General features: G+C 54.1%; 24 protein-coding genes. 13 read left to right on the top strand and 11 right to left on the bottom strand.

Translation table 11 applies throughout. From position 1 onward, the window contains the following. The first annotated feature begins 352 nt into the window (after window positions 1-352). Window positions 353-739, top strand: a complete 387-nt coding sequence (locus C5Y83_RS09350; protein ID WP_105329406.1) for a hypothetical protein — start codon at window positions 353-355, stop codon at window positions 737-739. Between the two features lie 178 nt (window positions 740-917). Here C5Y83_RS09350 and C5Y83_RS09345 read toward each other — a convergent pair whose 3' ends face one another. The 3 genes from C5Y83_RS09345 to C5Y83_RS09335 all read right to left on the bottom strand — a co-directional run bounded on the left by C5Y83_RS09345 (window position 918) and on the right by C5Y83_RS09335 (window position 3,502). Next, window positions 918-1,109, bottom strand: a complete 192-nt coding sequence (locus C5Y83_RS09345; protein WP_105329405.1) for a hypothetical protein — start codon at window positions 1,107-1,109, stop codon at window positions 918-920. Between the two features lie 180 nt (window positions 1,110-1,289). After that, complete coding sequence (locus C5Y83_RS09340; RefSeq protein ID WP_105329404.1) at window positions 1,290-2,894, bottom strand: hypothetical protein; 1,605 nt, start codon at window positions 2,892-2,894, stop codon at window positions 1,290-1,292. A 203-nt stretch (window positions 2,895-3,097) separates the two neighbouring features. Continuing rightward, entirely contained in the window at window positions 3,098-3,502 is a 405-nt protein-coding gene (locus C5Y83_RS09335) for a DUF6334 family protein (protein WP_146117724.1), read from the bottom strand. Window positions 3,503-3,711: 209 nt separating this feature from the next. Here C5Y83_RS09335 and C5Y83_RS09330 point away from each other — a divergent pair, with 209 nt between their 5' ends. Further along, window positions 3,712-3,945 (top strand): hypothetical protein, encoded by a 234-nt coding sequence (locus tag C5Y83_RS09330; RefSeq protein WP_105329402.1) that lies wholly within the window; start codon window positions 3,712-3,714, stop codon window positions 3,943-3,945. A gap of 670 nt (window positions 3,946-4,615) precedes the next feature. Further along, complete coding sequence (locus tag C5Y83_RS09325; RefSeq protein ID WP_105329401.1) at window positions 4,616-5,305, top strand: hypothetical protein; 690 nt, start codon at window positions 4,616-4,618, stop codon at window positions 5,303-5,305. A gap of 1,064 nt (window positions 5,306-6,369) precedes the next feature. Here the strand turns inward: C5Y83_RS09325 and C5Y83_RS09310 are convergent. Then, entirely contained in the window at window positions 6,370-7,143 is a 774-nt protein-coding gene (locus tag C5Y83_RS09310) for a class I SAM-dependent methyltransferase (RefSeq protein ID WP_105329398.1), read from the bottom strand. A gap of 178 nt (window positions 7,144-7,321) precedes the next feature. Here C5Y83_RS09310 and C5Y83_RS09305 point away from each other — a divergent pair, with 178 nt between their 5' ends. Next, window positions 7,322-7,762 carry a GNAT family N-acetyltransferase gene (locus C5Y83_RS09305; protein ID WP_105329397.1) on the top strand — a complete coding sequence of 147 codons (441 nt, stop codon included), beginning with the start codon at window positions 7,322-7,324 and terminating at the stop codon, window positions 7,760-7,762. A 31-nt stretch (window positions 7,763-7,793) separates the two neighbouring features. On the opposite strand, the gene C5Y83_RS09300 is transcribed toward C5Y83_RS09305, so the two are convergent. Then, window positions 7,794-8,507: a carbonic anhydrase gene (locus C5Y83_RS09300; RefSeq protein ID WP_105329396.1), complete on the bottom strand. Its 714-nt coding sequence runs from the start codon at window positions 8,505-8,507 to the stop codon at window positions 7,794-7,796. A 225-nt stretch (window positions 8,508-8,732) separates the two neighbouring features. On the opposite strand from C5Y83_RS09300, the gene C5Y83_RS09295 reads away from it, so the two are divergent. The 4 genes from C5Y83_RS09295 to C5Y83_RS09280 all read left to right on the top strand — a co-directional run bounded on the left by C5Y83_RS09295 (window position 8,733) and on the right by C5Y83_RS09280 (window position 11,754). Then, window positions 8,733-8,960 carry a hypothetical protein gene (locus C5Y83_RS09295; protein WP_105329395.1) on the top strand — a complete coding sequence of 76 codons (228 nt, stop codon included), beginning with the start codon at window positions 8,733-8,735 and terminating at the stop codon, window positions 8,958-8,960. A 113-nt stretch (window positions 8,961-9,073) separates the two neighbouring features. Further along, the gene (locus tag C5Y83_RS09290) at window positions 9,074-9,847 is read left to right on the top strand and encodes an RraA family protein (RefSeq protein ID WP_105329704.1); all 774 of its coding nucleotides are present in this window, start codon (window positions 9,074-9,076) and stop codon (window positions 9,845-9,847) included. Continuing rightward, the gene (locus C5Y83_RS09285; protein WP_105329394.1) at window positions 9,847-11,028 is read left to right on the top strand and encodes a sialidase family protein; all 1,182 of its coding nucleotides are present in this window, start codon (window positions 9,847-9,849) and stop codon (window positions 11,026-11,028) included. The genes C5Y83_RS09290 and C5Y83_RS09285 overlap by 1 nt, the downstream gene beginning before the upstream one ends. A 279-nt stretch (window positions 11,029-11,307) precedes the next feature. Next, on the top strand, window positions 11,308-11,754 hold the full coding sequence (locus C5Y83_RS09280; RefSeq protein ID WP_233207185.1) for a fasciclin domain-containing protein: 447 nt from the start codon (window positions 11,308-11,310) through the stop codon (window positions 11,752-11,754). A gap of 59 nt (window positions 11,755-11,813) precedes the next feature. Here the strand turns inward: C5Y83_RS09280 and C5Y83_RS09275 are convergent, their stop codons facing one another. Then, the gene (locus C5Y83_RS09275) at window positions 11,814-12,272 is read right to left on the bottom strand and encodes a hypothetical protein (protein ID WP_146117723.1); all 459 of its coding nucleotides are present in this window, start codon (window positions 12,270-12,272) and stop codon (window positions 11,814-11,816) included. A 422-nt stretch (window positions 12,273-12,694) separates the two neighbouring features. Here C5Y83_RS09275 and C5Y83_RS09270 point away from each other — a divergent pair, with 422 nt between their 5' ends. From C5Y83_RS09270 to C5Y83_RS29115, 4 genes are all read left to right on the top strand, one after another. Then, window positions 12,695-13,543, top strand: coding sequence for an MlaE family ABC transporter permease (locus tag C5Y83_RS09270; protein WP_105329703.1), 849 nt, complete (start codon window positions 12,695-12,697; stop codon window positions 13,541-13,543). 3 nt (window positions 13,544-13,546) lie between these two features. Further along, entirely contained in the window at window positions 13,547-14,374 is an 828-nt protein-coding gene (locus C5Y83_RS09265) for an ABC transporter ATP-binding protein (protein WP_105329702.1), read from the top strand. A gap of 18 nt (window positions 14,375-14,392) precedes the next feature. Then, window positions 14,393-15,469: an MlaD family protein gene (locus C5Y83_RS09260; RefSeq protein WP_105329391.1), complete on the top strand. Its 1,077-nt coding sequence runs from the start codon at window positions 14,393-14,395 to the stop codon at window positions 15,467-15,469. A 291-nt stretch (window positions 15,470-15,760) separates the two neighbouring features. Continuing rightward, window positions 15,761-16,024 carry a hypothetical protein gene (locus C5Y83_RS29115; protein ID WP_146117722.1) on the top strand — a complete coding sequence of 88 codons (264 nt, stop codon included), beginning with the start codon at window positions 15,761-15,763 and terminating at the stop codon, window positions 16,022-16,024. A 487-nt stretch (window positions 16,025-16,511) separates the two neighbouring features. On the opposite strand, the gene C5Y83_RS09255 is transcribed toward C5Y83_RS29115, so the two are convergent. The 4 genes from C5Y83_RS09255 to C5Y83_RS09240 all read right to left on the bottom strand — a co-directional run bounded on the left by C5Y83_RS09255 (window position 16,512) and on the right by C5Y83_RS09240 (window position 21,066). Then, window positions 16,512-19,082 carry a WD40 repeat domain-containing serine/threonine protein kinase gene (locus C5Y83_RS09255; RefSeq protein WP_105329390.1) on the bottom strand — a complete coding sequence of 857 codons (2,571 nt, stop codon included), beginning with the start codon at window positions 19,080-19,082 and terminating at the stop codon, window positions 16,512-16,514. Beyond that, the gene (locus tag C5Y83_RS09250) at window positions 19,083-19,676 is read right to left on the bottom strand and encodes an RNA polymerase sigma factor (RefSeq protein ID WP_105329389.1); all 594 of its coding nucleotides are present in this window, start codon (window positions 19,674-19,676) and stop codon (window positions 19,083-19,085) included. 125 nt (window positions 19,677-19,801) lie between these two features. Beyond that, entirely contained in the window at window positions 19,802-20,182 is a 381-nt protein-coding gene (locus C5Y83_RS09245; protein ID WP_105329388.1) for a hypothetical protein, read from the bottom strand. A gap of 5 nt (window positions 20,183-20,187) precedes the next feature. Then, window positions 20,188-21,066, bottom strand: a complete 879-nt coding sequence (locus tag C5Y83_RS09240) for a hypothetical protein (protein ID WP_105329387.1) — start codon at window positions 21,064-21,066, stop codon at window positions 20,188-20,190. A 225-nt stretch (window positions 21,067-21,291) separates the two neighbouring features. Between C5Y83_RS09240 and C5Y83_RS09235 the strand changes: the two genes are divergently transcribed. Continuing rightward, a complete protein-coding gene (locus tag C5Y83_RS09235) occupies window positions 21,292-22,803 on the top strand; it encodes a WD40 repeat domain-containing protein (RefSeq protein ID WP_105329386.1) in 1,512 nt (503 codons plus the stop codon). A 16-nt stretch (window positions 22,804-22,819) separates the two neighbouring features. Here C5Y83_RS09235 and C5Y83_RS09230 read toward each other — a convergent pair whose 3' ends face one another. Further along, window positions 22,820-23,458, bottom strand: coding sequence for a PEGA domain-containing protein (locus tag C5Y83_RS09230; protein ID WP_105329385.1), 639 nt, complete (start codon window positions 23,456-23,458; stop codon window positions 22,820-22,822). Between the last annotated feature and the right edge of the window lie 181 nt (window positions 23,459-23,639).

Genomic DNA, 23,639 nt, shown 5'->3' with positions numbered 1-23,639 from the left:
TTCTCTCAAGCGCAGACAAGGCAACTTCGTCCGAGACAAAACGGACTCAAGTCACCACAAAGAATTGCACCTGATGGTGCTGACTCACAATGTTATGATTCTCTGGTGGGCTTGAGTTTTCTACAGAGCCGTTCACGTCCCGATTTACTTACTGAGAGTTCGGCAGGTAAGAGCAGAGTCCGAGAATCGAAGAATGGACCGTCTGCAAAGCTTTCCGATAACCAGAAGGAACTCAAAGAAGCAATAAAAAATCGCCAACCGGTTACTCCAAGGGGAAAGCGAGCCGCGCAAGCAGGTCTTGAGCCACGGGTTCCCGTCATTTTGGACAAATTCAATGAGGATAGGTTTTGATATGTCAGACAATGTTTCAATTAATCTCATCACTGAAGACGCCGATACAGGAGAGTTTGTACTTTACCTCTTAGAAGATGGTCCATGGCCTAGTGGTGAGGTGGATTGGAATGATTGCTTAATTCGGATCCAAGATCATATCCTTGATGCTTTTGATGCTGTTGTAGATGGTGGATTAGCTAAGAAGTATCCTGAATCTGTTGGTACTAAGGTGCGCATTCAAGTTGACTCCCCTAGTGGTCTTCCTGGAAAACTAAATGAATTAATTGGTAAGATCGACGAGTTTGTCCACCAGCAAGACAACGAATATGGCCAGGGGCTTGCCAATTCATCCTGCGTTAGCGGCTTGCGAATTGTGACCGGACACTCACTTGGGACATGGCCCTAATATCAAGGATGGTCTAATTTAAGGTGTCAGGACTCTTTGTTTGTATTTAGGCCGTCCTCTTCGGCCCGCTGCGTGGATGGAACGTTGAATTCAGGTTAAAGCGAAAGCTGCGGGCGGTTGATTGGGTCGGGGTCGCCTTGTCGGATCGCGTGACGGATGGCATCGGCATCTTTCTCTGTCATGGCTTGGTTGACGCGGGTTTTCCAACGTGCAAGCCACTTGATCGGTAGTAGAGAACGGAAAATAGTCCTGACACTTTTCTCCCGTCCAGTTTAGACTCGGCGGCACGAACCATCGCTTCGGGCTGTCCGCCAGCGATAAACGCATCCAAGTCATTCTGAAGTTGTTCGATCTCTTCAAATATCGACATAGGAAGTTGCCTTCGGAACTACGATGCTGTGTTTGGGTCAGGGGAAGCCTTGTTTGCGACTGAATTTCTCTCCACACCTTTTCATTCCAGGACTCAGCCATGCAAACACTTATTGTGAGATTAACATGCGCAAGGACGAATTAGGCTAATATCGGTGCGAAGATGCGGCTGGCCGGACGTTTAGTTCTTTTTGTAAAACTGAAATGGACTCACTACCTCCACCGGCAGGACGCTCGTGAATGTTTGGCCGCTGAGGTGGTCGGTGAAGGTTGACCGCAGGAGAAATTTACCGGGACGGTTGAGTGAGATCTGCATTGAGACTGGAAGGTTTCCGTTCAATTTTTCTGAGACACTTAGCTCTCGCTTGTGTTCAAGGACAAGTTCTGTGCCGGCGATCGGTTGATCCTGCTCTGTAAATGCTTTGACGGAGTGGGTTAAGTTGATTGCGTAGTCCTTGATCTGGAATTTCGCGAGATCACAGTTGAGATAGTAGATCTGTCCAGCGGTCAGAAACTGCCCTGCGGGGATCTTGCCCTGAGCGTCCGCTTTAACGCTAACGTTGAGAGCCGCCAGAGCCCTAATTGGTTGGAAACGGATTGGAGCCGAGAGAATTGTCTTTCGCCCATCGCTTTGCCCTTCCAACTGAATTCTGACATCTCTCACCTTCTCGAGAGAACTGACGAACCTATTTCCTGGGATACTGACGTGTTCCACGAAGTACGACTCTGCGAATCCGCTCAGTGCATCTAAATTGCCCAGGGGGAACTTCCCAATGGTTTTTTCATCTTCATCAAGGAAGTGTGCACTTAGAACTTGTTTTGAAATCGATCCCTTCCCAGGATCCTCGAACGCAAGCGTTGCTGTGACATCCTCTCCTGCGAAGTAATCCATTTGCTTGCGTGGGCCATATGCCCCATTCGTCAGAAACATGAGAGATTTGGATTTGCTAACAGCATCCGTTTCCGCCACTTTAACTGGGATCGTGTCTAGGGCAGTACTTCCTGACAGCATATCTTTGAATTCTACCGATATCTTGAAATCGCCAGAGCTAGAGAATTTCAATCCCGTCCCAGACCAAGCCCTCTCTGGTAGCTTCCCTCCTCCTGGGACGGTCCTCAAGTTCTCGAAAACAGCCGTTTGTCCGATTGCCACTTGCTCGCTTGGTCGAAGTAGCTTCATTTGTTTTTCGATCCCGAAGGACCGATCATTAAACGTCATCCCTACGTTGCGGTATGCAAGAACATGGAGTCGGCCAGTCTGAAGTAGTGGTCCGGAGGGATAATTCCTTTCCAAGTCAAGGAACCAGCAGAACTCATCAGTGCCAAACTTCTCAATGGCTTTCCAGGTGAAGCCATGGCGCACGTCAAAATGCTGCCCGGTACGCAAGTGTTTTACTCTCGCGAATAATGAATATTCGCCGGGCGGGATCTCCTCGCCATCACTGTCGATGACCAACGTCGTTTCAACAGAGTCGCCACCTAAAACCTGTTGATAATTCTCACGCTCTTTGGCAACTCGCAACACTTCCTTCCCGTTGGCATCGATTACAGAGCCAGTGACTTCAATTTGTCCGGTGTACGGGCGTTGGTCTTGCAGGCCGGTGAGTCGCAATGTGGCAAAGATCTTTTCACCACTATGAAAGACGTTAGATCGCGGCAGCCCTGACTTGCCGTAAGTTAACACCAGTTCCGCACGACCAGATCCCAGGACTGTGCCCGGAAGCCCTAGCGTCAAGCTCAGTAATACAATTACATGTACACAAGAACGATCACGACAGAACATCATTGAATGACTTTTCCTGAAAGCGTGAGCTAATTTAAGGTGTCCGGACTCTTTACTGGTGTTTATTGCGATAGATGTTTAGGACGGTCGTTTTCTGTCCTGTTCCCGATGCACATCAAGAGGACGATCAAATACGATTTTAGCCATATTGCCAATTCGACGCTTGAGCAAGAAGCCCATGCGGCCACCATCATGCGTACCAGTGTTCAAGCCGTGGAAGCCTGATCAATCGGCCAAGCTGCAACCTTGAATTCACTTCCCACCACAAGTAGTTGGACTCTTGAAACGGCCTCCTCCGCCGAATTAGCAAAATCAAATTGAAGTCCATCAAAGTATCCTTGCTGATTTACCATCTTCCATGCCCACAACAGAGGGCGCAGGGCAGCTTTCTCCCAAGCTGGAGTGTGAAGTAATGTACGCACCTTCGAATGAGGCAGATCAACTAGAGCACCGTCAGTGAGCACTTTGATCGAATCATCATCTTGGGCTACCAGTATCACTATCGTGGGCTCAAATGTAATCTTGATCGCAGTTAGCATCGGAGAACTGTCATTGCCTTGTTGAAAACTAATCTTCCTTTTTCGATTGCCTGGCGCTAAATTATCAGGCATGAGCACGAAGCAGAGCAGCCTGATTGCCGTAACTCAGCTTAGCATGAAGCTGGCCGCCAATTCCATGCGCCCTTATTCGCTCGAACCCGTGTGGCATACTCAGCAGCAATTGATGACCTGCGTGAGCATGCGGGTTTATTTGAGGACGACCTGTCGAGCATCATCGAGATTGTCGATGCTTCAGGACTAGCTTCGAGAAACGATCGGTTGTGCCAGGCGTTTGCGCGACGCTCAATCGCTGTTCTGATCGCTCGCGGCTTGCCAAAATCGCCGATGCTAAGCTGGCGGGAATCGTTAAGGTGTTCGCCTCAGCGGAAGAAGAAGCGATCGATTCGACGGGACTAGGGTTAACTTTGACCGACCTTTACTTTAGCTTTAGAGAACGAAGCGGCAGCAAGCGAGAGGAGTTTCGTGAAACTTCGATCTGTGTCCTGGTGGGCTAGTTTCTGCTAGCCGGAGCGGTTTATAGCTGGGGGTACGGCCGGAACAAACTCGAAGCGATAGAACCGATGAGCAAGCCCTCCCTGGTCATCATGCCCAAAAGTCTGTTCGCTGAAGATGCTGATCGGGGTCGCGCCTTTTCCCGGCAGGTGTGGAAGTCGGAAATCTAGAGTCCACTGGTCATGTAGAGGCGAGAAGGATCGCTTGCCGGTGGATATCGCCCGATGATGACGGTGGAAAACCGAAGGAATGAAGGTTACGTGAAGCGTCGGAAAGTCGAATCGTTTATGAGCGGCTTGACGCCTCATTGGCGAGGTAGCCAGCAGGCATTGTGTACAAGCCGCCCTGAAAGAGCGGACCTTCAGCATTAGCGCGATGAGTTCGGTGCTAATGGGTGTTCATGGGAATATGACAAATTAACACGTGTGGCATGAGTTTTTTGGCTACGAAAACATTGCCAAGAGAACAAATTCGAGAAACATCTTCTCGCTCTGCTCGTCGCCAGAATTTTAGAGACTGCGTTAAGACGTATTGACGACGGCGCCGCCAATCCATAAGGAGTGACTTGAGGACGTCTCAGATTCGTGGCAAGTCAGCCAGTAGCAGTGTTGATTTATGTGCGCAGGCATCAATAACGACAATATTCTAGTGAAACGATAAAACGGTACAGAAATGGACGAAGTATTTCGTTGGCGCTATATCATGGCCATGATGCGGTCAGTTGCTAAAGGCCCAAACTATATTTTTTCGGGTAAATCTGCTGACGTGGCAGGCATGGATGCTGGGTCGCATGTTATGTCAGTATATTATGAGTCACCTGAAGACTGGAGAGGCATTGGCGTGTATCGCACACAGAGCAATCGTGATATATTTCGTCGTTTTATTTGGAAGGAGAAGCTGGATAAATCCATGTTCCACGAGGAACTTGATTCCCAGGGCATGGGCGTCGTACGAGCCCCACTTCAGGTTCAAATTGAGTACTGGATTACGCGAGATCCTGCAACGTCAGAAGTTGATACTGTAGTGTCAAGAATCGCAAAAGTACTTCTGGATAGGGCGGAAATACTTGCGGAAGGAAATGATTTTGAAGGACGGTTTCCCGATGACCGCGATTCGATGTTCAGTTGTATTCGAGTCAGGCATGGAACCGGTTCACTGATCCAGGACGGTGTTGATTTTAAAGTGTATTCCGGTGAAGTGCGTTTTCTGGAGCGCTGCTGCAATTTGCAATATTGCCGGAGCCTTGACTGTGGAGATATATCGGAAATGTACTACTGTGATATCTATGCAGGCGATCCATCTGTGTATGGTGCATTAGATTTGTTAAATCTTCCTCGTTGTCTTTATGAGGGGTCAATTTAAGGTGTCAGGACTCTTTGTTTGTATTTAGAAGTCGCCCTCTCCGGCTTGCTGCGTGGTTGGGGGTAATTCAGGTTAAAGCTAAAGCTGCGGGCGGTTGATTGGGTCGGGGCGCCTTGTCGGATCGCATCGGCGTCTTGCTCCGTCATGGCTTGGTTGACGCGGGTCTTCCAATGTACAAGCCACTTGATCGGTAGTAGAGAACGGAAAATAGTCCTGACACGAATGGCACCTTTTCTCCCGCTCAGACAGGCTCGTACATCTGTCAGTGCCATTTAACCTCGTTCTCTTTTGGTCCTCCGAATGTTATTACAATCATTAGCACGGAAACATACACAATAATGCAGGTAAAAGCATTTAGTAAGACGATATTGCAAGTATTTCCTATGCACAAAAGCACTATAGACAGAAAGGCAACTAATGCATATATTATTGCCGAGTGCATCGCAATACGCGCAATGCAGGCATTGCGATAAATAGTCACAACTGCAACACAGTAACAGGCTATCGAGCACAACGATGTCATTGCTAACCCATAAGTGACATCTTCTATGTAGTAGATGTGGTCGACTGACATAAACATATCAAGGACATCATTCCCCCAGAAAAATATCCAGATGCAGGACATCGACAAGAATGTCAGCAAGTCATAGACGCTGTACTGCCAATTGTTCTCGGTGCGTACTGTCCAATATTGAATCACTGAGGCAATAGCTCCTGTCAAACCAACGAGCATCCCGATTCCACCGGCCAACCATGGGTAAAAAAATAATACATTTTCAATTGACAAGTCGAGCCAGAAACAGGAACCGAAAAGGACAGCTATTCTTAGTCGTATATCCTGCCTGCCAATTGCAACCCAAACTCCGATGATGGCAGCCTGTGATCCCAAAAAAGGAATTCCGATTGGTTGTCCATAGCGCAGAAAAATAAAAGCACCACAATGAAAGCATAGGATGCCCACGATACATAGAGATCTAATGGCGATGTGCACAGTTTATTGGTGGCATTACTTCTAGGACTAATGTAAGGTATTAGGACTCTTTGTTTGTGGTAGTATCTCGCGTTTAACCTTCCGGCTTCAATTCTGCCAGCAGGTGATCGCTGTAGGTGTCGATGACAATGGTTCCGTCTTGTTGATACGGATCGAACATGCCGAGTAGCTGTGGCAAGGGGATGCCTTCCAAGTGGTGGCCGAAGCAGAAGCGAAGAATTTTCATTCGGTTCTCTTCCGAATCGGGGAAACGCATTTGGAACTTGGCTTCCGTCTTTTGGACGGCAAAGCCTTGTTCGGCCAGGACTCGCTGGACATCTTCCGACATGTAATACGGCACCGGCTGGTTGATCAGGGCGAAGCCAGCCTTCCAGATGGCGACGATCACGTTCTCGGCATTGGCGATCGCAAACGCCAGCTTGCCTTCCGGCTGCAAGGTGCGGCGCATCTCGCCGATGGTTTGCGAGAGATCCTGGACATAATACAGGACATGGTTCGAGAGGATTAAATCGAACTGCTGATCCTTGGCCGAGGAAACGTCCTCAAGCGTTTCGACCGAGTGATGGCTGAACCGGGCTACACGTTCGGCGGCCTGATCGAGCTGATGGGTGACCGGTTCGCAGAGGGAAAGATACAGCACCTCGGGCGGCAAGTTTAGCGCGTTGAGTAGCGGGGCCGAGAAGTCGCCGTTGCCACAGCCGAAGTCGAGCATGCGAATCGAAGTGCGGTCGAGCAGGAAGTCGGCCAGTTCACGCTGATAGGCCACGATGTCGCTTTCCGCTTCGGTGGCATGGGCCATGAAAAAGGCGTAGTCATTCTCAATCGGCGCGAAGTCTTTTTCGGGCATGGCGGTTCTCGGAGGAGCAGTCCGTGGGGGTGGGGAGAAAAGCAACGAATCAATATACTAAAACCAACGTCGTAAGCCATCACTTGACGTTTTTTCCAATGCCGATCTCCGCACCAGATGTTTTCCGCATTGCTGCCTGGCATCGCTTGGCAGGCGGGAGAGCAACGAAGAAGTAAGTATGAGCACCGTTCACATTTTGCCGGTTCCCTTTTTCAGCGAGTTGGCCAACCTGGCCATGGGGCTTCGGCGCGAGGTCTTCGTCCTGGAGCAAAACGTTCCGGAGGAAGAGGAATACGATGCGCTCGACCCGACCTCACAGCACTATGTTGCGATTTACAAGGGAAACGTCGTCGCCACCGCGCGGGTGATTCACGGGGATCAGGCGACCAGGATTTCGCGGTTCGCCGTGCGAAAGTCGCAGCGTGGTACCGGGGTGGGAGCCAAGCTGATGGCCTTTATCATGCAGCACTTAAGCGAAGCAGGGCACGAGAAGGTCTTTTTGAACTCGCAAGAAGACAAGATCGGTTTCTATGCCAAGCATGGCTTCGCAGCCTATGGCGATGTCTTCTATGAATGCGAGATCCCGCATCGCAGAATGACCAACTGGGGATCGGCGTAAACAGGTCCCCAGCGGTCAAGTTTGCGAGCGATTAGGCATCCAGGAAATCAACAACGCCGGTTGACAGGTTGTAGTAGGCGCCGACGATTTTCACTTTGCCACTATCGACAAAGTTGGGGATAATGCTCCCGGTCTTGGCCAGCTTCTTGGCGTTGTACAAAGCGTTGGCTTTGGTGACGTTGACCAGCTTGTCGCCGGGCTTGCCTTGTTCCTGACGAACGACCGGGCGAATGTAATCGACCATGCCTTCGATCGCGCCTGGCAGGGTTTCGTTGTTATCGATGTGGTCGATCGCCGCCCGGCAAGCACCGCACGAACTGTGACCCATCACAACGATTACGCGGGCACCGAGTTCGGCGACGGCGAACTCGACGCTGCCCAGCAGAATCGGGCCGGAACCTATCATGTTGCCAGCCACTCGCAAAGTGAATAGGCCACCGACCGGTTGGTCAAAGACGATCTCTGGCGGAACACGCGAATCGGCACAGCCCAGGACGATCGCAGGCGGGGCCTGACCTTGCGCGTCTCGCGCGAAGTCGGCTGGCGTACGAGGCTCGACGGTGGGCTTTCCGCTGGCGAAGCGGATGTTGCCAGCAACCAGTTCCGACAAGATATCGTCGGGGACCAGCGACGTCGGTTTGGTGTCGGCCGAAAGGGACGAAAGCGGGCTCAAGCCCAAAGCCCCAGCAGCCAAAGCCGTGTTACGCATGAACGTACGACGTGAATTCGAGTGAGAATCACACATGAGGAAAGGTCTCCAGGTCAGCAAATAAAGGTGGGTGTCGAAGGAGCAGGAGACCTTTGTCTCCACCGAAACTTAGCACGGTTTTGAGGACGAGGAAGGGCATTTTCGCCTCATAGCAAAGGGCGATAATCGGTTGAGAAGTCATAATCAGCATCTTGAATAGCGGCCACGAACCGAGTCGAAGAGGATCGTTGGAGCAAGCGTTTGGTTGAAGAAAGGACCAACATGGAACCACAGGAAGCATTCGGAACCATCATTGGAACCGATGCCGGCTGTGTCGTCGTCAAGCTGGAAGATGGTAACGAGATTCTCTGCCGCAGTGTCCGACGTATGCATCGCCCGCTGGGATTCTTCATGGTGCCGATTGGCCGAAGAGCACGCGTCCGGCTGACGCCCAACTCTGCAAACCACCGCCCGCTGATTTTGGAAGTATTGCCAGAGGACGACACTTGAGGAACGTCGAGTGCTTGGGCGAGGAACATGAGTTTGCAATCGTCAATCGCGTTCACAACAATAAACGCTTCCCCACCTCTCCTCATCATGCCATGCCAAGTAAGGGAAGCACCATGTCCCCAGAACCCTCGCCTGCGGATCGTCCTCTTTCCGCGGAAGAATTCGTTCAATTGAAGAGCTGGAATACGCCGACGGTTTACAACGGTTGGGAGCAGATCACGCAGCGAAATCCGGCCAGTGAAGGATTCAATTTGGAGGAGACGCGCGACTTCATGCCGCACATGGGGGCGATGGTCGGCGTGGCAGTGACGGTGGTGATCGAACCGAGTAATCCGTCGCACAAAGCGAATTCGCCAACCGCGTTTAGTGAGTACCGGCGTTACATGGCCAGTGTGCCCGGTCCAAAAATTGTGGTAGTGCAAGATCTGGATAAGCCTGCGTATGTCGGCGCATTTTGGGGCGAGGTCAACTCGAACATTCATCGCACGCTCGGTTGTGTCGGTACGATCACGGACGGGGCGATTCGCGACTTGGACGAGATGACTGGCGTCGGTTTCAAAGCAATCGCCAAGCGGCTGTGTGTCGGGCATGGCTTTGTCCATCCGGTGCGTTGGAACTGCCCTGTCGATGTTTTCGGCCGCCGCGTAAACCCAGGCGATTTGATCCATGCCGACAAGCACGGCTTTTTGGTCGTCCAGCCAGAGGAAGCTCGCCAATTGGTCGAAGCCGCGAAATTTATGGACGACAACGAACACGCCACCGTGATCGCTGCTGCTCGTAACTTGACGCTGGGAGGCAAAGAGGAAGTACTGGCCAACATCGACGCTGCGGCCATCGAGTTCGGCGCGATAGCCCGCAGCCGCTTCGGCAAACAAGGAGAATTCTGATGCGCTGGCAATCATTTTGGGTCGGTCTTCTGTTGGTAGGCTTGGCAAGCCTAGCCACTGCGGCGGACCCTGAGTTTTCAGTGACGATCGAGCATCATTTCCCTTGCCCCAGCGATGCGTTTTGGTTTCAGGCCCGGGCGACGGCGATTCCGCAAGCGGGCGATGAAAATCCCTCGATTCTGTTGACGATGCAGCCGCACGGAATGAAGGGGACGCACAACTACGCTGGGATCGTGAGTGCCACAAGCCCCGATCTGGGGCGAACCTGGGACGGGCCGAAGTCTCACGACGAACTTGAGGTGCGAACGCCAGACCAAAAGGACTTGGCTTCGTACTTGGTGGTACCGGTCGATGCGACGCCGCAGTATCATCCACAAACGGGCAAGGTGCTGCTGATCGGGGCCACGTTTTACGTCGATCCGCTAACGCAGAAGGATATACCAGGCGGGCAAAGTGATATCTTTTACGCCGTCTACGATCCTGAAGACAACGCGTGGAGTGACTGGCGAACGGTCGCGTTTCCGGAGTCATTTCGGTGGCCTTACAAACGGAGTGGCTGTGCCCAATGGGTGGTCCAGCCAAATGGAGAACTGCTGTTGCCGTTCTACTTTGGCGAGCACAACAACAGCATTCACTACGCGGCGGTCGCTCGCTGCAAGTTCGACGGCACCACGCTGAAATACGTGGAGCACGGCAGCCAGCATAAACTCGATTTTGGCCGCGGGATGAGCGAGCCCTCTCTGGCGAAATTCGAGGACACGTACTATCTCACGATGCGAAACGACAAGGCCGCTTACGTCAGCACCAGCGACGATGGCCTTCATTTCAGCGAAGCGGAAAAGTGGCGATTCGATGACGGCCAGGAGCTAGGCAGCTACAACACGCAGCAACATTTTCTGGCTCGGCCCGGTGGTTTGTACTTGGCTTACACCCGCCGTGGTGCTGACAACGACGACGTCATGCGACACCGAGCCCCAATCTTCCTGGCGAAAATCGATCCCACGACCCATCGCATCCTTCGCCAGACCGAGCAGATTGTCGTCCCGAAAGAAGGTTCCGCAGCGATGGGTAACTTTGGGGTCTGCGACATCACGCCGCAGGAAAGCTGGATCGTGGTTGCCAAGCGAACGACGACCCCCGGCGAGAAGAACGTGATTGTGTCGCGGATTCGTTGGGAGTGAGTTCAAATCGACCAATAACTCTGCTTTGATCGATTTGGTCTATCAAAAAACATTCGCTCGGTTTCTCGAAAAAGTTCTGTTAATCGTTGCAACGTCTTTCCGGTTGAGGCACGTAACGCGAGATCTCGTTTTCCTGATTCCCAGTTGGGCAGGGCTTAGGCGATCGCATTGATGCGTGGCCGTCCGCTCGTTGGGTGAGAACTGTTTCAAACATAACTCCACGCTCGAAAAAGGTAATCCCAAATGGCATTCCGACGAATCGCTCTCGCTGTAACGTGCATGCTCGCTCTGGCCGCTTCTTCCGTCCACGCTGCAGACACGAAGGACATTGTCGACACCGCGGTATCCGCTGGTAAGTTCAAGACCTTGGTCGCCGCCGTCACGGAAGCCGACTTGGTTGAGACACTCAAGAGCAAAGGTCCATTCACTGTTTTTGCTCCAACCGACGAAGCCTTTGCCGCATTGCCAGACGGCACGGTTGAAACGCTGTTGAAGCCAGAAAATAAGGAAAAGCTTGTCAAGATTCTGACCTATCACGTCGTGCCAGGCAAAGTGATGGCCAAGGACGCGATGAAATTGAAAGAAGCCAAGACCGTTGAAGGCTCGACTATCGACATCGAAGTCAAAGATGGCAACGTGATGATCGACGAAGCAAAGGTCGTCAAAGCGGACATCGAATGCTCGAATGGCGTGATCCACGTCATCAATAAGGTCATCATGCCGTAGTCGCAGCTGCCTCACACGATTCCGAGTCGAGGAGTTCAATTTGAGCTCCTCGACTTTTTTTATGCGCTGGCTTTCTTCATTGTTGGCATCTCTTGACGGCTAAGTACCATGTCGAGGGAAAATCCCCCGAGCATCGCCGCCGGCAAATAAAGCGGAAGGTCGATGACCGTGAACCACAATGGCATGCCGAGCGAAATCGCGTTGACGATTCCCATTGCGGTGAAGATCAGCCCAATCACCAGCGATTCTTTCCAGATCGCTTCCCCTTCGACCAGCCGTGCGAAAGCTGCTCCGCCGAATGCGCCACCAGCGTGGGCAACCAGCACCAAGGCGAACGCCGAAACAGGCAACGAGGCTAAGTGCCGACCAAACGCTTCGGCGTCGGCCGGATCGTTGACATCAATGCCCGATGGAAGTGGGTACATCAAAAAGCAGGGAATCAGCAAGAACAGCATAGCTGCCATGCCGGCGACAACGCCCAGTGGAATCGATGCAATGGCCCGTATGGTTGCCATCATTCTAGTTGCCACCCCGGTTGCGGGACGTGGCCTCAAATTGAGAGGGGGGAGAGATCGTGAGGTAAGGCATCTTCGGCTGCACAGACAGCACGAGAGATGTCCGCATATTATCGTCGGTTTGACGGGCGCCGATAAGGGCATTTGTCCCGATTGCGGTAACTTATTCGCCCTGTGTTCTGCGACCTATCAGCTAGGTCATTGCTAGCTGATTCATCTGGTTTGTGTGCGAATAGTTTCTCTAATCGGTACAACTTACTGAAGCGTTACGGTCCGCGCGGCCGATGAGAGAAGAGACGAAGCGGCGTAGGATAGCCGCGAAAAAGTGCTAGCACCAAAGCGAGACGGTTTTGTCGACAGGGACGGTTTCTAATTCGAACGGGGACGATCAGCCCCAAACTCCCACCGAAGACGCGCAACCTTCGATGTTGTCGTCGGTGCAGTTGGCTTTGTTCAACTGGCTGGCCGACTGGGGCGGAGTCGCGATCGACACGGTTACGTCGATCGGTGTGCTGACGCTGTTTGCCTGGCGAACGCTGGCCTGGACGGTCGGCCGTTGGCCCCGACGCGAGACCTTGCTCCCCAGCTTCTATCAAGTGGGCGTGATGAGCCTGCCGGTGGTGGCCCTGACCGGAACGTTCATCGGCATGGTGCTCGCCGTGCAAAGTTACTACCAATTCCGCGAACTTGGTTTGGAAACCAGGTTGGGCGCGGTGATTAATATGTCGTTGGTCCGCGAACTGGGGCCGGTGCTGGCTGCTACCATGCTGGCCGGCCGAGTCGGAAGTGCCATGGCGGCTGAACTCGGGACCATGCGAGTGACCGAGCAGATCGATGCGCTCACCTCGATGGGGGCCAATCCCATTCACTACTTGGTCGTCCCCCGCGTGTTGGCGATGCTGCTGTTGATTCCCGCGCTGACGGTGATGGCCGACTTCATGGGCTTCGTCGGTGGTTATTTTTATTCCGTGATCATCATTGGTATCGACAAGCACTATTACTTGTACAATTCCCAGATCTTTGTCGGCTCGTGGGATATCTTCTGCGGGCTGTTCAAATCGGTCTTCTTCGGTGGGGTGATTGCCCTGGTCAGTTGTCATCAAGGGTTTTATTGCACCGCAGGTGCCGAAGGGGTCGGCAAGGCAGCGACCGCGGCGTTCGTTTACTCGTTCGTGATGATCCTGGTGATCGACTTGGTTTTGAACATCGGTCTGGAACGCGTCTACATGGCGATGTGGCCTGATTCGATGGTTTCGATCAGTGGAGGTGCGTAAATGATGCACGCCCGCCTGGAAGCTGACGACGCTCAACCCATCGTCGAAGTGAACGACTTGCTCGTGCAGTTCGAGGGACAAACCATTCTGCGCGATATTGGCCTGAGCATTCCGCGTGGTCAGACGCTGGCATTGATCGGCGAGAGTGGTTGCGGCAAGACGGTGCTGCTGAAGTCGCTGATCGGTCTGGTTCGTCCCACCCACGGCGAAGTGATCTTCGATGGACAAAACATCAACAAGCTGAACGATCGGCAGCTGACATCGCAGCGGATTCGCTTTGGCTTCGTGTTCCAGAATGCGGCCCTGTTCGACAGTATGACGATCGGGCAGAACGTCGCCTTTCCGCTGAAGCAGCATACCAACAAGCCGCTCTCCGAAATTCGCGATATCGTCTTTCAGCATTTGAAGGAAGTTGGCCTGCCGGAATCGGTGGTGTGGAAGAAGCCGGCCGAACTCTCGGGCGGAATGCGGAAACGAGTCGGGCTCGCGCGGGCGTTGGTCTTGCGACCAGACATCATTCTGTACGACGAGCCAACCACTGGGCTCGATCCGATCATGAGCGATGTGATCAATGAACTTATTTTGCGGACACGCAGTAAATACCCCGTGACCAGTATCGTGGTCACGCACGACATGCGGACGGCACAAAAGGTGGCCGACCGGATGATCATGATGTACCCGGCACCCCGGCTGAAGGAAGCCGAGCCGCAAATCCTGTACGACGGTCGACCGGATGAGGTCGAAGAATGCCGCGACGAACGCGTGACGCAGTTCGTCCACGGGGAAGCAGGGCAACGCATCGAGGAGTTGGGAGCCTTCATCGGCGACTAGCCGGAAGGAACACGGGCCATGGACGACCGCGTTTTGCAATTTCGAGTCGGTTTTGTGATGCTGGTGGCAATGCTGCTGACCGGGATCTTGTTCTTTCTGTTGGGAGAGCAGCCGCAGTTCTTGTCCGAAAAAGAGACTTTGTATGTCGTCTTCAACACGGCGCCTGGCGTTACGGTCGATACCCCCGTGCGAACCAGCGGCATTCTGATCGGCCGCGTCAGCAATGTGAAACTGCGCGACGATCGCAAAGTGCTGGTCACCTTGAAAGTCGATCAGGAATACATGCCGCATTACAACGAAGTATGCCGGATCGTTTCGGAGTCGTTGTTGGGTGACGCGGCCCTTGAGTTCGTTCCGACTGATCGACCCGGCTTGCCGAACGAGCCGCTGCCCAACGCTGCTCAGATCGAAGGTTCGGTCTCGGAAAATCCGCTGGCCGTGCTGGTGAACTTGCAAGAGAAGATTAATCGCGCGCTTGATACGTTGGAGCAAGCAGGGACGAATATCAGCGTGCTGAGCGAGAACGCCAACCGAGTCGTCTTGGCCAATGAAGGGAACTTCGGCAGCATCTTGCAGAAGACCGATGGGGCGATCACTCGCTTCGATATGACCTTGGCCGCAGTGCAAAACCTGGTCGGGGACGAGCAGTTGAACCAACAGTTGAAGGAAGCTTTGAATGGGCTGCCGGATACGATCAGGGAATCGCGTGCGTTGATCGAACAGTTGAAGTCGGTCGCGACTCGGGCCGATACGAATCTCGAAAATCTGGAAGGCTTCACGCAGCCGCTCGGCGAACGGGGCGAGCAGTTGGTTGCTAACCTTGAGAACGCGACGGAGAACTTGAACTTGCTGGTCTCGCAGTTGGCTCAGTTCAGCCGACGCGTGAACGAGTCGGAAGGGACCGTAGGGAAGTTGATCAACGATCCCCATCTCTATCAAAACCTGAACGATGCCGCGCTGAATTTGCGTGAGCTGACCTTGCGTCTGCGACCGATCGTGGAAGATGCCCGCGTCTTCGCCGACAAGATCGCCCGCGACCCAGGCCGGATCGGCTTGAAGGGAGCCCTGGAGCGGAACCAATCGGGCATCAAGTAAGCCAGATTGGTCACTGGCTTGGGGAACGCCAACGGAAGGTTTCGCTGGTCCCAAGTCACCGCCTTCATCAACCAAGTCTCGGTGTGCCCCGGGCCTCTGGCCCGTGTCTTCCGACGTGGGACGTTGGTGATCGTAGGGTTCGATCGCATTGATGGACTGGTTGGCCGCACTTTTCGAAGACCCGGTTAGGATGCCCGAGGCACACAGATTTTCTGCTTCGGCCAGGTTGATTGAAGGGTTGATTCCTTCGGCCAAATCATCGGGCGTATCGAGGTTCACTTGTGGAGGGGCGTGCGAGCGACGTCGTTTGGGCCGCGGTGTTGGCCCTGGCGGTCGCCACGACCAGAGATCTTTCTCTTCCTGCTCGCGTTGTGCTTGATAACGTTGGCGGCGATCTTTCTCGTGGCGGGCATCTTCTTGTTCGTCGTTCACACGCCGGATCATCCGGCGCAGCCGCTTGCCGATTCTCGACCAGGAGAACTTGCTACGCGTAACCGGTCGGGTAACGCACAGCTGGATGTCGTCGAGAATCTCTTTCGGTGTTTGTGGTGGTAGGGGTTGATCGTTGCCCGTTTGCTTAAGCTGCTTTTCTTTCAGCGAAGCGTCCAACGCTCGCAAACGTCCCGACACGTCGACCAACTTTTGATCGACATGCGAGATCAGCTCGCGCACCGAATGCTTGATCTCGTCTCCTGTTGGAGGCTTCGACCGACGCAGCGGTGGCAAAACGCCTGCGGTGTACGCGTCGAGTTCGGCAGCGAGTTGGAGATACGTATCGGACATGAGATCGGAACGAGTGCTGGCACCGCAGGAAATGTTGACTTGTGGCTTCGGTTATCCAGAGATCGTGTCAACTTAGCAACTCATTTTTTCACGCTTGCCAGCGCAAGGTGTTGCCCAGGCTAGAGAAGAAAAATTCTGGCCGCGACAATTCGCTGATGAAGAAGGGATCGGAAACGAAAAAGGCCCTGAAAAGAGACCTTGAAAGCGGGTTGCGCTTTGGTCGTCCTTTCAGGGCTTGGACAGAATATAAGACATTGATTTACGGCGTGGTGACACGCGGTGGCAGCTTGGGGAGATCCCAGACGCGGATCGCACAGTCAGGGCCGACTTGGACTCCACCAACGGCACCGTGCCGTCCGCCGCCCGCCGAAACCACTTGTTTGCCATCGGGCGTGAACTTTACGCGCCAGATCCAGTTGCGATGTCCGAGCATGGTTTCGACATGCTGTCCGTTATCGGGATCCCACAGACGAACCTGGCCGCCGTAGCCTGCGGTGATCAGCAGACGACCGTTCGGGGACCAGTCGACCGTGGTCAGCGGCGGCCCTTGTTCGCGGAACTGTCGAATCAGCTTGCCGGTTTTTAAGTCCCAAATATCAATGGAAGGAGCACACAGCGAGACGGCACGACTTCCATCGGGTGAGAACTGGGCATCGGTAACCGTTTTGTTGTTCGATCGCATCACGTGGATCGGCTTGGCAGCGTTCAGGTCCCACAGACGTAGTGTTTGGTCGAGACTGGTGGTCAGGGCCTGACTGCCATCAGGCGAGAACCTGGCGGTGCGGATGTCGCTGGTATGTCCTTTCAGTTGCATCAGTTCCTCTTGCGTGTTCAAGTCCCAAAGCCGCGCGATGGAGTCTCGTCCGCCGGTGAGAACCTTCGTCCCGTCTGGCGAGATTTCGACCGCGTAAACCGTGCTGATGTGTCCTTTGAACTCACCAATCATCTTGCCACTGGCGACATCCCACAGGCAGACGGCACCGCCAGTACTGGTGGAGATCAGCTTGGTGCCATCGGGGCTGATTGCTAACGCGTAGAACTCACCAGGAGCTTCCCTTGTGCCGGAGTTATTCGGATTCGGTGGCACGGGAGCCGTATCAAATCGACGGACCTCCTTGCCTGTTTCCAAATCCCACATGCGAATGGTTCGATCCCCAATCGGCCAGCCACTGCATGAGATGAGTGATTTTCCATCGGGAGTGAAAACAAAGTCTTGGACTGGTCCAGTGTGACCGAGTAGCTTGCGGGCCAGCAGCGGCGATTCGTCTCGCGGGAGGGAGTCTTTCTCGGCTTGAATGCGTTCCTGCATCAACTGTTCCGGTGTGACAATCTGCATGCGAATCGGAGCCGCTGGAGGAGATGGTGCGGGACGTAGTTCGGCGGCATTGGTCACTTCCGGGGCAGGATCGGTTACCTCTTGCTCGACGACGTCTTCTGCCGCCGCCGGTTCTTTGGCGTTCACTTCTTTGGGGACGTCTGCCTCGGCGGCAGGTGCTTCGGCAGGTTGCTCGTCGTTGGCGGCTAGCAGTAGTTGTCCGAAATTGCTCCAGCCGTTGGCCTGACTCGCTCCCAGAGCAATCACCGCCACCAACAGCGCGGCTGTGGCGGCCATGGCGAGCAGGGGGCCACGGCGGGTACGTTTCGTGTGAAGAGGTGACTGGGCAACGTGAGCATGATCGGTTGTCGGCAACGCTTGAAGTGCCGCTTGTACCTCGGCCGCGTTTTGATAACGAGCATCAGGGTCTTTCTGTAGAAGCCGCTCGATCACGTCGCACAGTGCGGTTGGAATATCAGGTCGGGCGGCCTGGATCGAGGCAGGTTGATCGTCCTGAACGCGGCGGAGGATGGCGAGTGGAGTGTCGTCGTGGAACGGGGGTTTTCCGGTGCAAAGGGCATACATTACGCAGCCGAGGCTGTAGAGATCGGCACGGCGATCGACTTCACGACCCGCCGCTTGCTCAGGAGCGATGTATTCAGGCGTACCGGAGATCATGTCGTCTTGCGTTAGCCAACTATCGTCCAGGCCACGCACCAGACCGAAGTCGGTGAGCTTGACCTTGCCGGTCCCATCTTCCAGCAGCACATTGCCTGGCTTTACGTCGCGGTGGATCAGGCCGCGAGCGTGGGCCGCTTGCAGCCCAGCGGCGATTTCGCTGCCAACACGGATGATCTCTTCGGGAGAAAGTTGCGTCTCTGAATGCAACCGTTCTTCGAGCGAGACGCCGGCAATGTATTCCATCACCAGGTAGGGGCCTGACTCGATGTGGTCGATGTGATGAATGGTCACCACATGCGGGCTACGAATGGCCGCGGCGGCAATCGCTTCGCGTTTGATTCGTTCCTGAGCTTCCTGCTTGTGCGTCAATGGGCCTTGGATCAGCTTGATCGCCACCTGGCGGCGCAGCATTTCGTCGAAGCCGAGGTAGACGATGCCCATTCCGCCGTGCCCCAGCTGACGGATGATCTGGTAACGACCAGAAAGCCGCGTGTCTTTTTTCAGTGGGGCGTCGTGCGGTGTCCCCGTACGCGTGGCACTCGGAACCTGGCGGGTAGGATCTTTCAGGCTTTGCAAGGTTTCTTTGAGCTGGCCGTCGGCCGGTTCGCTTGATTTCGGTTGCAGATGTTGAGCCACGGCTTGCCACTGCTCTTTCTGGCCAGCGGCCGCTTCGAGCCGAGCTCGACAGGCCGAACAGTGATCGAGATGCGTAAGGACTGTGGGAAGCAGCTCGTCCGGCAACTGGTCGTCGACCAACTGATACAGATCAGACTCGTCCAGGCAGTCGGCCTGTTGAGGAAGGAAGGCGGGGGAGCGGTCGAATTTGGAAATCATCTATTCGTCTCCTTGGACCTCTTCGATCCATTGTTTTAAGCGGGCCATCACGCGACTTTTCGCAACGTAGACGCTACCGATGGTCATCTGCAGCTGCTCGGCGACCTTCTGCCCAGGCTGACCTTCAACGGCAGTTCGCCAGAAAGCTTGCCAGGTAGCAGGTTCAACGCACGTTTCCACGTGCGCGGCTGCCAGGGAAAACAATTGCTGCTGGTAGCTACGTTCCCATTCGGCTTCTTCATCCGCCGCAGGTTGGGCGGCAAGCGATTGGAACTGGCCGGTATCTTCGCCTGAACTTGGTAAACGTCCGCGACGCTCTAAGAAGTCGTGCATCCTTCGGCGAGCGATCGTGAACAACCACGAACGAAACGTGCCTCGCTGCGGATCGTATTGCAGACGAGACGCACCTTGAGCGACGCCTTGCAGGACTTCCTGCGTCAGATCGCACGCATCCGCGTCTTGCAATCCACGATTCCGATACCAACCGTACACAACAGGGCCGTACAGTTCGACGAACTGTTTCCAGGCCTCGGTGTCGGCCGCGTCACGGATTCGCAGGAGCAAGGTAACGCGGGTCAGTGGTGCATCCGGCATGGTTCCTCTCTCTGCTAATGGATTCCGAGCTGGGGAGAAAACCTTACACACAATTTTGCGAAATCGTCGCAGGTTGTTATGAGATCAGAGCTTGTGACGAGAGATTTCGACTCAATACAACACAATCAGGGTGAACGCGTGCTCCTTTCGTTCGCTGTGCGAAGCTGTTGAATGATTTGCTCGAAAATTCGATCGACCAATTGTTCCGGGGAAGTATTGGGATGATGTTGCCAGAGCGCACGATTCCAGCCTGGCCGTGCGACATCGCCACGCGGATGTTGATAACAGGTTGCTACGCCATAAATCGCCGCGACACGCCTCCGCCAGGCAAACCCAGGATCGCCGTCGTCGATACGATTGAAATCGAGTGCCTGGCAGACACTGGAATCGGGCAAGTGTTTGGCAATGAAATCATCGGCGATCGCTTCGAGCGTATCGGGGCACACCCTGCGCCAGTGGTAACCTGGAGCGAGGTAGGAAAGCAGTGTATTCCAAAGCGAAGCCATTGAGGTTAATCCGCGTGGGATGTGTCATCGCGAAGCAGCTGAAATAGATCGCTGCGATGATCGGGATGCGGAGAAAGGACGTACTGAGCAGCTTCCGCGATCCAGGCGTTTGGATGCGTGCTGAGTTGCTTGACGATTGCAACTGTTTCCGCACTGTCGACGGGTGAATCTGCATCGGCCAGCCAGTTAAGGCTTCGTAAGACTTCGATCGGATTGGGATCGCGTAGACCGCTGAGCCACTGGGTTTCTGTGCGCTGCGTTGGTTCTGGGCCTAGGGAATATTGCCTGTTTTTGATTCGACTACCATTGTTGTCCTCTAAACGTAGCAAAACGATCTCGTTTTCGACGACAGCGTAATATTGTTCTCGAGCTGGCGTACCATGAATTCCGGGCCCAGTTCTGATTCGTAAAATTGGTGTCGGACCGAATGGCGATTCATGTTCGATGTTGGCATCGACGAGATTATTCCGGTACCCAGTCGGGAAGGATTCGTTCTTAATAACTTGTCCAGAACTATTGAATGTAGTGAGGTAAACTGGGTTATCTCCCGGAATCGCGTAGATACCGCTCGTTTGCAGTAAGAGGAAACGTTCCTTTGTCTTGCACTCGCTTTTCCAGATGCAAAGTAAAGGCTTTGTACCCGTAAAAGGAGAGTCTTCCGTTTGGAGTAATTCTTTCACAATGTTGCGGAGTAACTTCGTTTCCTCATCCGAAAGCTGGCTCAGATCGCGTCCGACGAACGATTTGAATCTCTGAAATTGCACGTAATGTCGAAGGTGCGGGTAACCCAAAGCAATCGAGACCAAGCCCACTGCTAGTAGTAGCGTGCTGATTCGGAATGTCAGCCAGCGACGTGAGGTCGTTTTCTGGATGGGCTGAGGCACGGTGGCTGCTTCGCTGGTAAAATCGGAATGGAGAACGCGATGCGGGATGCGTATGCTTGTTGTAAGTGATGCCGCGAGCGATTGCGAGAAGTTCTTTTCGCCAGCTTACGCTCCTTAACTTGGCGATGCGGAAACCGTGAGCGTTCCCCTTATAGGCTCGACGCCTATCGTCGGAATTCGAAGCCGCTATGCCAACTGATTGTTGTACGGACAAGTAGGATCCCTATGCCACATACTGTTCACGTGTTTGGAATAAAGCCGGGGACCAGGGGGGAAGAAGCTGGATACGCGTATCCATTCTGGGAGCCTGAACCGAGCGATGGTGTCTCGGATGAAGTGTACGAAGCTTGGGAAGATCGCAATCCGATTTGGGGATTGCGAGACGACTTAGGTCTCTACTTAGATAGCGACTTTGTCGAAACGCATCTCGACAGCGATGAGTTTGACTTCTGGGATTACCTGGGCGTTTACGTCACCGATCCCGCCGACATCGAGACGATTCGTGAACGATTGAGCGGAAGTCACCAATTCGTTTTGGTCTTTAGTTTGGCATTGGAAGGGGCGGAAGCAGACTTCAGCGAGACTGAGGGTGCTTGGTACGCGGGCGAGTTTCCTTGCAAGTTCAACGACTACGACGACGGACCAACGCCGCAACTTCAAACCGACGACCACACCGGCCGGATTCTGATTGCCAAGCGACTTTACGCGGGCCTAGTGGTTACGGCAGGGCGGTATGGAGAAGTCCGGTTTTGGAACACGCAGAAGGCGAGCAGCATCGAAACAGTTTTCGACCATTCGACTAGCGACTTTGTGCATGCCGTCGAGTTGTCGGCGGACGAAACCTCACTCTATACCAGCAGCAACGAAGTGTTGAATTGGGATCTGACTAGCTGGCCGATCGAGTCACGATTGGTCGCGCGGCACGGCGGCTATCAAATGCAAGACTTGGCGATTTTGCCAGGCAAGAACAAGTTGATCGTGGCGTGTGTCGATAAAACGGTCGGCGTGATCGATCTGTTGACCGGCGAAGAACAGTTGCTGACGCACGATCATCGCGTGACGGCCGTGTTGTCGCTGCTCGACGGCGAACACTTTGTTTCGGTGGCAAGCGATACCTCACTCGACTATGCCGCGCTCGGGCAAGAGGATGCAACGACGTTTACAGTATGGCGAACCGCTAATCGCCAGCGTGTGCGCGAGGTAAGTTTGCCAAAACCGATTACGCGTCTTTGTTTACTTAATGATGGTCTCACCATTCTTTACGGCACCGAGAAGGGGCAGCTGGTTTGGTGGGATTGGCGAGCCAGTGAAGCGACTCGTATCGTCAGTGCCCACGACAACGGTTGGGTGAATATCATCGAGCAGTCTGAATTCGGGCAACTGTTGCTGACCGCCGGGGATTCGACCGCCAAGTTGTGGCGAGTTGACGATGGGCAACCGATCGCCACTTTCGCCGGGCATACCGATCGCGTGCTGGCCGCTTGTTTCTTAGAGGACGACTACCTGGTGACCGGCTCGAAGGACGCGACGATTCGGGTATGGCAGATCTCGAAGCAGGCCGAGGTTGCCAGGTTTACGGACGCACCAGAAGGACGACCGGAGATTCCGAGCTATCTAGATGATCCATGGGAGATTCACGCCGTGGTGGCTGATGGGAGGACGATCGTCGCGGGTGAAACGTCTGGCCGCGTCCGAATTCTGAAATTCGCAGACAACGAACTTCATCTGCGTCGGTAGCAAGCGACCGCGCGGCCTAATAGCCAGAGGGCAACGGAGGCAGTTCGTAGCCGCCTGAGGGTAGGCTGTTCATGCCGGACGATGGTGGTGCCGGGAGCATCTCGGCTGGCGTTGGCTGAGGCTGTGGTTGGTTGAGATCGTCCCAGTAAGGAATGCGTTGGGCTGGTGGTTGGACAACCGCCGAGGGGACGTAAGTTTGCTGTGGCGGAGCCAGCGGCGTAGCGTAGCCAGCGTGGGCATTCGCACGCAACTGTTCGGCCCGAGCTCGCAATTCTTCCGGCGGAATGATCCGCAAGGGAACCATCTCGAACTCGAGATCGCGTTGGTCGCGGATTTCCCAGGGGACAAGGTTCTCGGAAATGAAGTCGAGGCCTGGGTATTCGTACCAAGGTGTCTTGAACTGATGAAGCTGGACGACTGGCTCGTAACCATCTTTTTCGAGACGGATTTCACGCGTGCCGTAGTAGGTATAGCCGGTCGCTACCGGAGTGACGCCGATTTCCTGGTTGTCGACATACAGGACGGCTCCTGGAGGATTGGTGCGCACGGTGAAACGGCGTCGGACACATCCGGTGCTTGCCACCATGATGACCAACAGCGTGAGCACGCTAATGCGATGAAAAACGGTCGATTTTTGTGTGAAAAATGGACCCATGAGCTATCCTGAAACCAGAGGCCGCGAAACTTCGCGTGGGGCGGGATTGTAGCGATCATGCCGATTCGCCGCCAGATAGTTTTCCTGGGGACATCAATCTGCCAAGAAAGTCCGCGCCGAGAGCCGGTTAGCCAAGGAAAATCTATTCGGTTTTCTCGGGAAATGACCATTGATTTGAGGG

The organism is Blastopirellula marina (assembly GCF_002967765.1).
Classification (GTDB): domain Bacteria; phylum Planctomycetota; class Planctomycetia; order Pirellulales; family Pirellulaceae; genus Bremerella; species Bremerella marina_A.
Note: the sequence above shows the minus strand (reverse complement) of the source record. Positions and strands in the feature narration are given on the sequence as shown.

Coding starts and splice junctions, on each gene's coding strand:
- C5Y83_RS09350 (WP_105329406.1), top strand. CDS start 353: ATGTCAGACAATGTTTCAATTAATCTCATCACTGAAGACGCCGATACA.
- C5Y83_RS09345 (WP_105329405.1), bottom strand. CDS start 1,109: ATGTCGATATTTGAAGAGATCGAACAACTTCAGAATGACTTGGATGCG.
- C5Y83_RS09340 (WP_105329404.1), bottom strand. CDS start 2,894: ATGATGTTCTGTCGTGATCGTTCTTGTGTACATGTAATTGTATTACTG.
- C5Y83_RS09335 (WP_146117724.1), bottom strand. CDS start 3,502: ATGCCTGATAATTTAGCGCCAGGCAATCGAAAAAGGAAGATTAGTTTT.
- C5Y83_RS09325 (WP_105329401.1), top strand. CDS start 4,616: ATGGACGAAGTATTTCGTTGGCGCTATATCATGGCCATGATGCGGTCA.
- C5Y83_RS09310 (WP_105329398.1), bottom strand. CDS start 7,143: ATGCCCGAAAAAGACTTCGCGCCGATTGAGAATGACTACGCCTTTTTC.
- C5Y83_RS09305 (WP_105329397.1), top strand. CDS start 7,322: ATGAGCACCGTTCACATTTTGCCGGTTCCCTTTTTCAGCGAGTTGGCC.
- C5Y83_RS09300 (WP_105329396.1), bottom strand. CDS start 8,507: ATGTGTGATTCTCACTCGAATTCACGTCGTACGTTCATGCGTAACACG.
- C5Y83_RS09295 (WP_105329395.1), top strand. CDS start 8,733: ATGGAACCACAGGAAGCATTCGGAACCATCATTGGAACCGATGCCGGC.
- C5Y83_RS09290 (WP_105329704.1), top strand. CDS start 9,074: ATGTCCCCAGAACCCTCGCCTGCGGATCGTCCTCTTTCCGCGGAAGAA.
- C5Y83_RS09285 (WP_105329394.1), top strand. CDS start 9,847: ATGCGCTGGCAATCATTTTGGGTCGGTCTTCTGTTGGTAGGCTTGGCA.
- C5Y83_RS09280 (WP_233207185.1), top strand. CDS start 11,308: ATGCTCGCTCTGGCCGCTTCTTCCGTCCACGCTGCAGACACGAAGGAC.
- C5Y83_RS09275 (WP_146117723.1), bottom strand. CDS start 12,272: ATGATGGCAACCATACGGGCCATTGCATCGATTCCACTGGGCGTTGTC.
- C5Y83_RS09270 (WP_105329703.1), top strand. CDS start 12,695: ATGTTGTCGTCGGTGCAGTTGGCTTTGTTCAACTGGCTGGCCGACTGG.
- C5Y83_RS09265 (WP_105329702.1), top strand. CDS start 13,547: ATGCACGCCCGCCTGGAAGCTGACGACGCTCAACCCATCGTCGAAGTG.
- C5Y83_RS09260 (WP_105329391.1), top strand. CDS start 14,393: ATGGACGACCGCGTTTTGCAATTTCGAGTCGGTTTTGTGATGCTGGTG.
- C5Y83_RS09255 (WP_105329390.1), bottom strand. CDS start 19,082: ATGATTTCCAAATTCGACCGCTCCCCCGCCTTCCTTCCTCAACAGGCC.
- C5Y83_RS09250 (WP_105329389.1), bottom strand. CDS start 19,676: ATGCCGGATGCACCACTGACCCGCGTTACCTTGCTCCTGCGAATCCGT.
- C5Y83_RS09245 (WP_105329388.1), bottom strand. CDS start 20,182: ATGGCTTCGCTTTGGAATACACTGCTTTCCTACCTCGCTCCAGGTTAC.
- C5Y83_RS09235 (WP_105329386.1), top strand. CDS start 21,292: ATGCCACATACTGTTCACGTGTTTGGAATAAAGCCGGGGACCAGGGGG.
- C5Y83_RS09230 (WP_105329385.1), bottom strand. CDS start 23,458: ATGGGTCCATTTTTCACACAAAAATCGACCGTTTTTCATCGCATTAGC.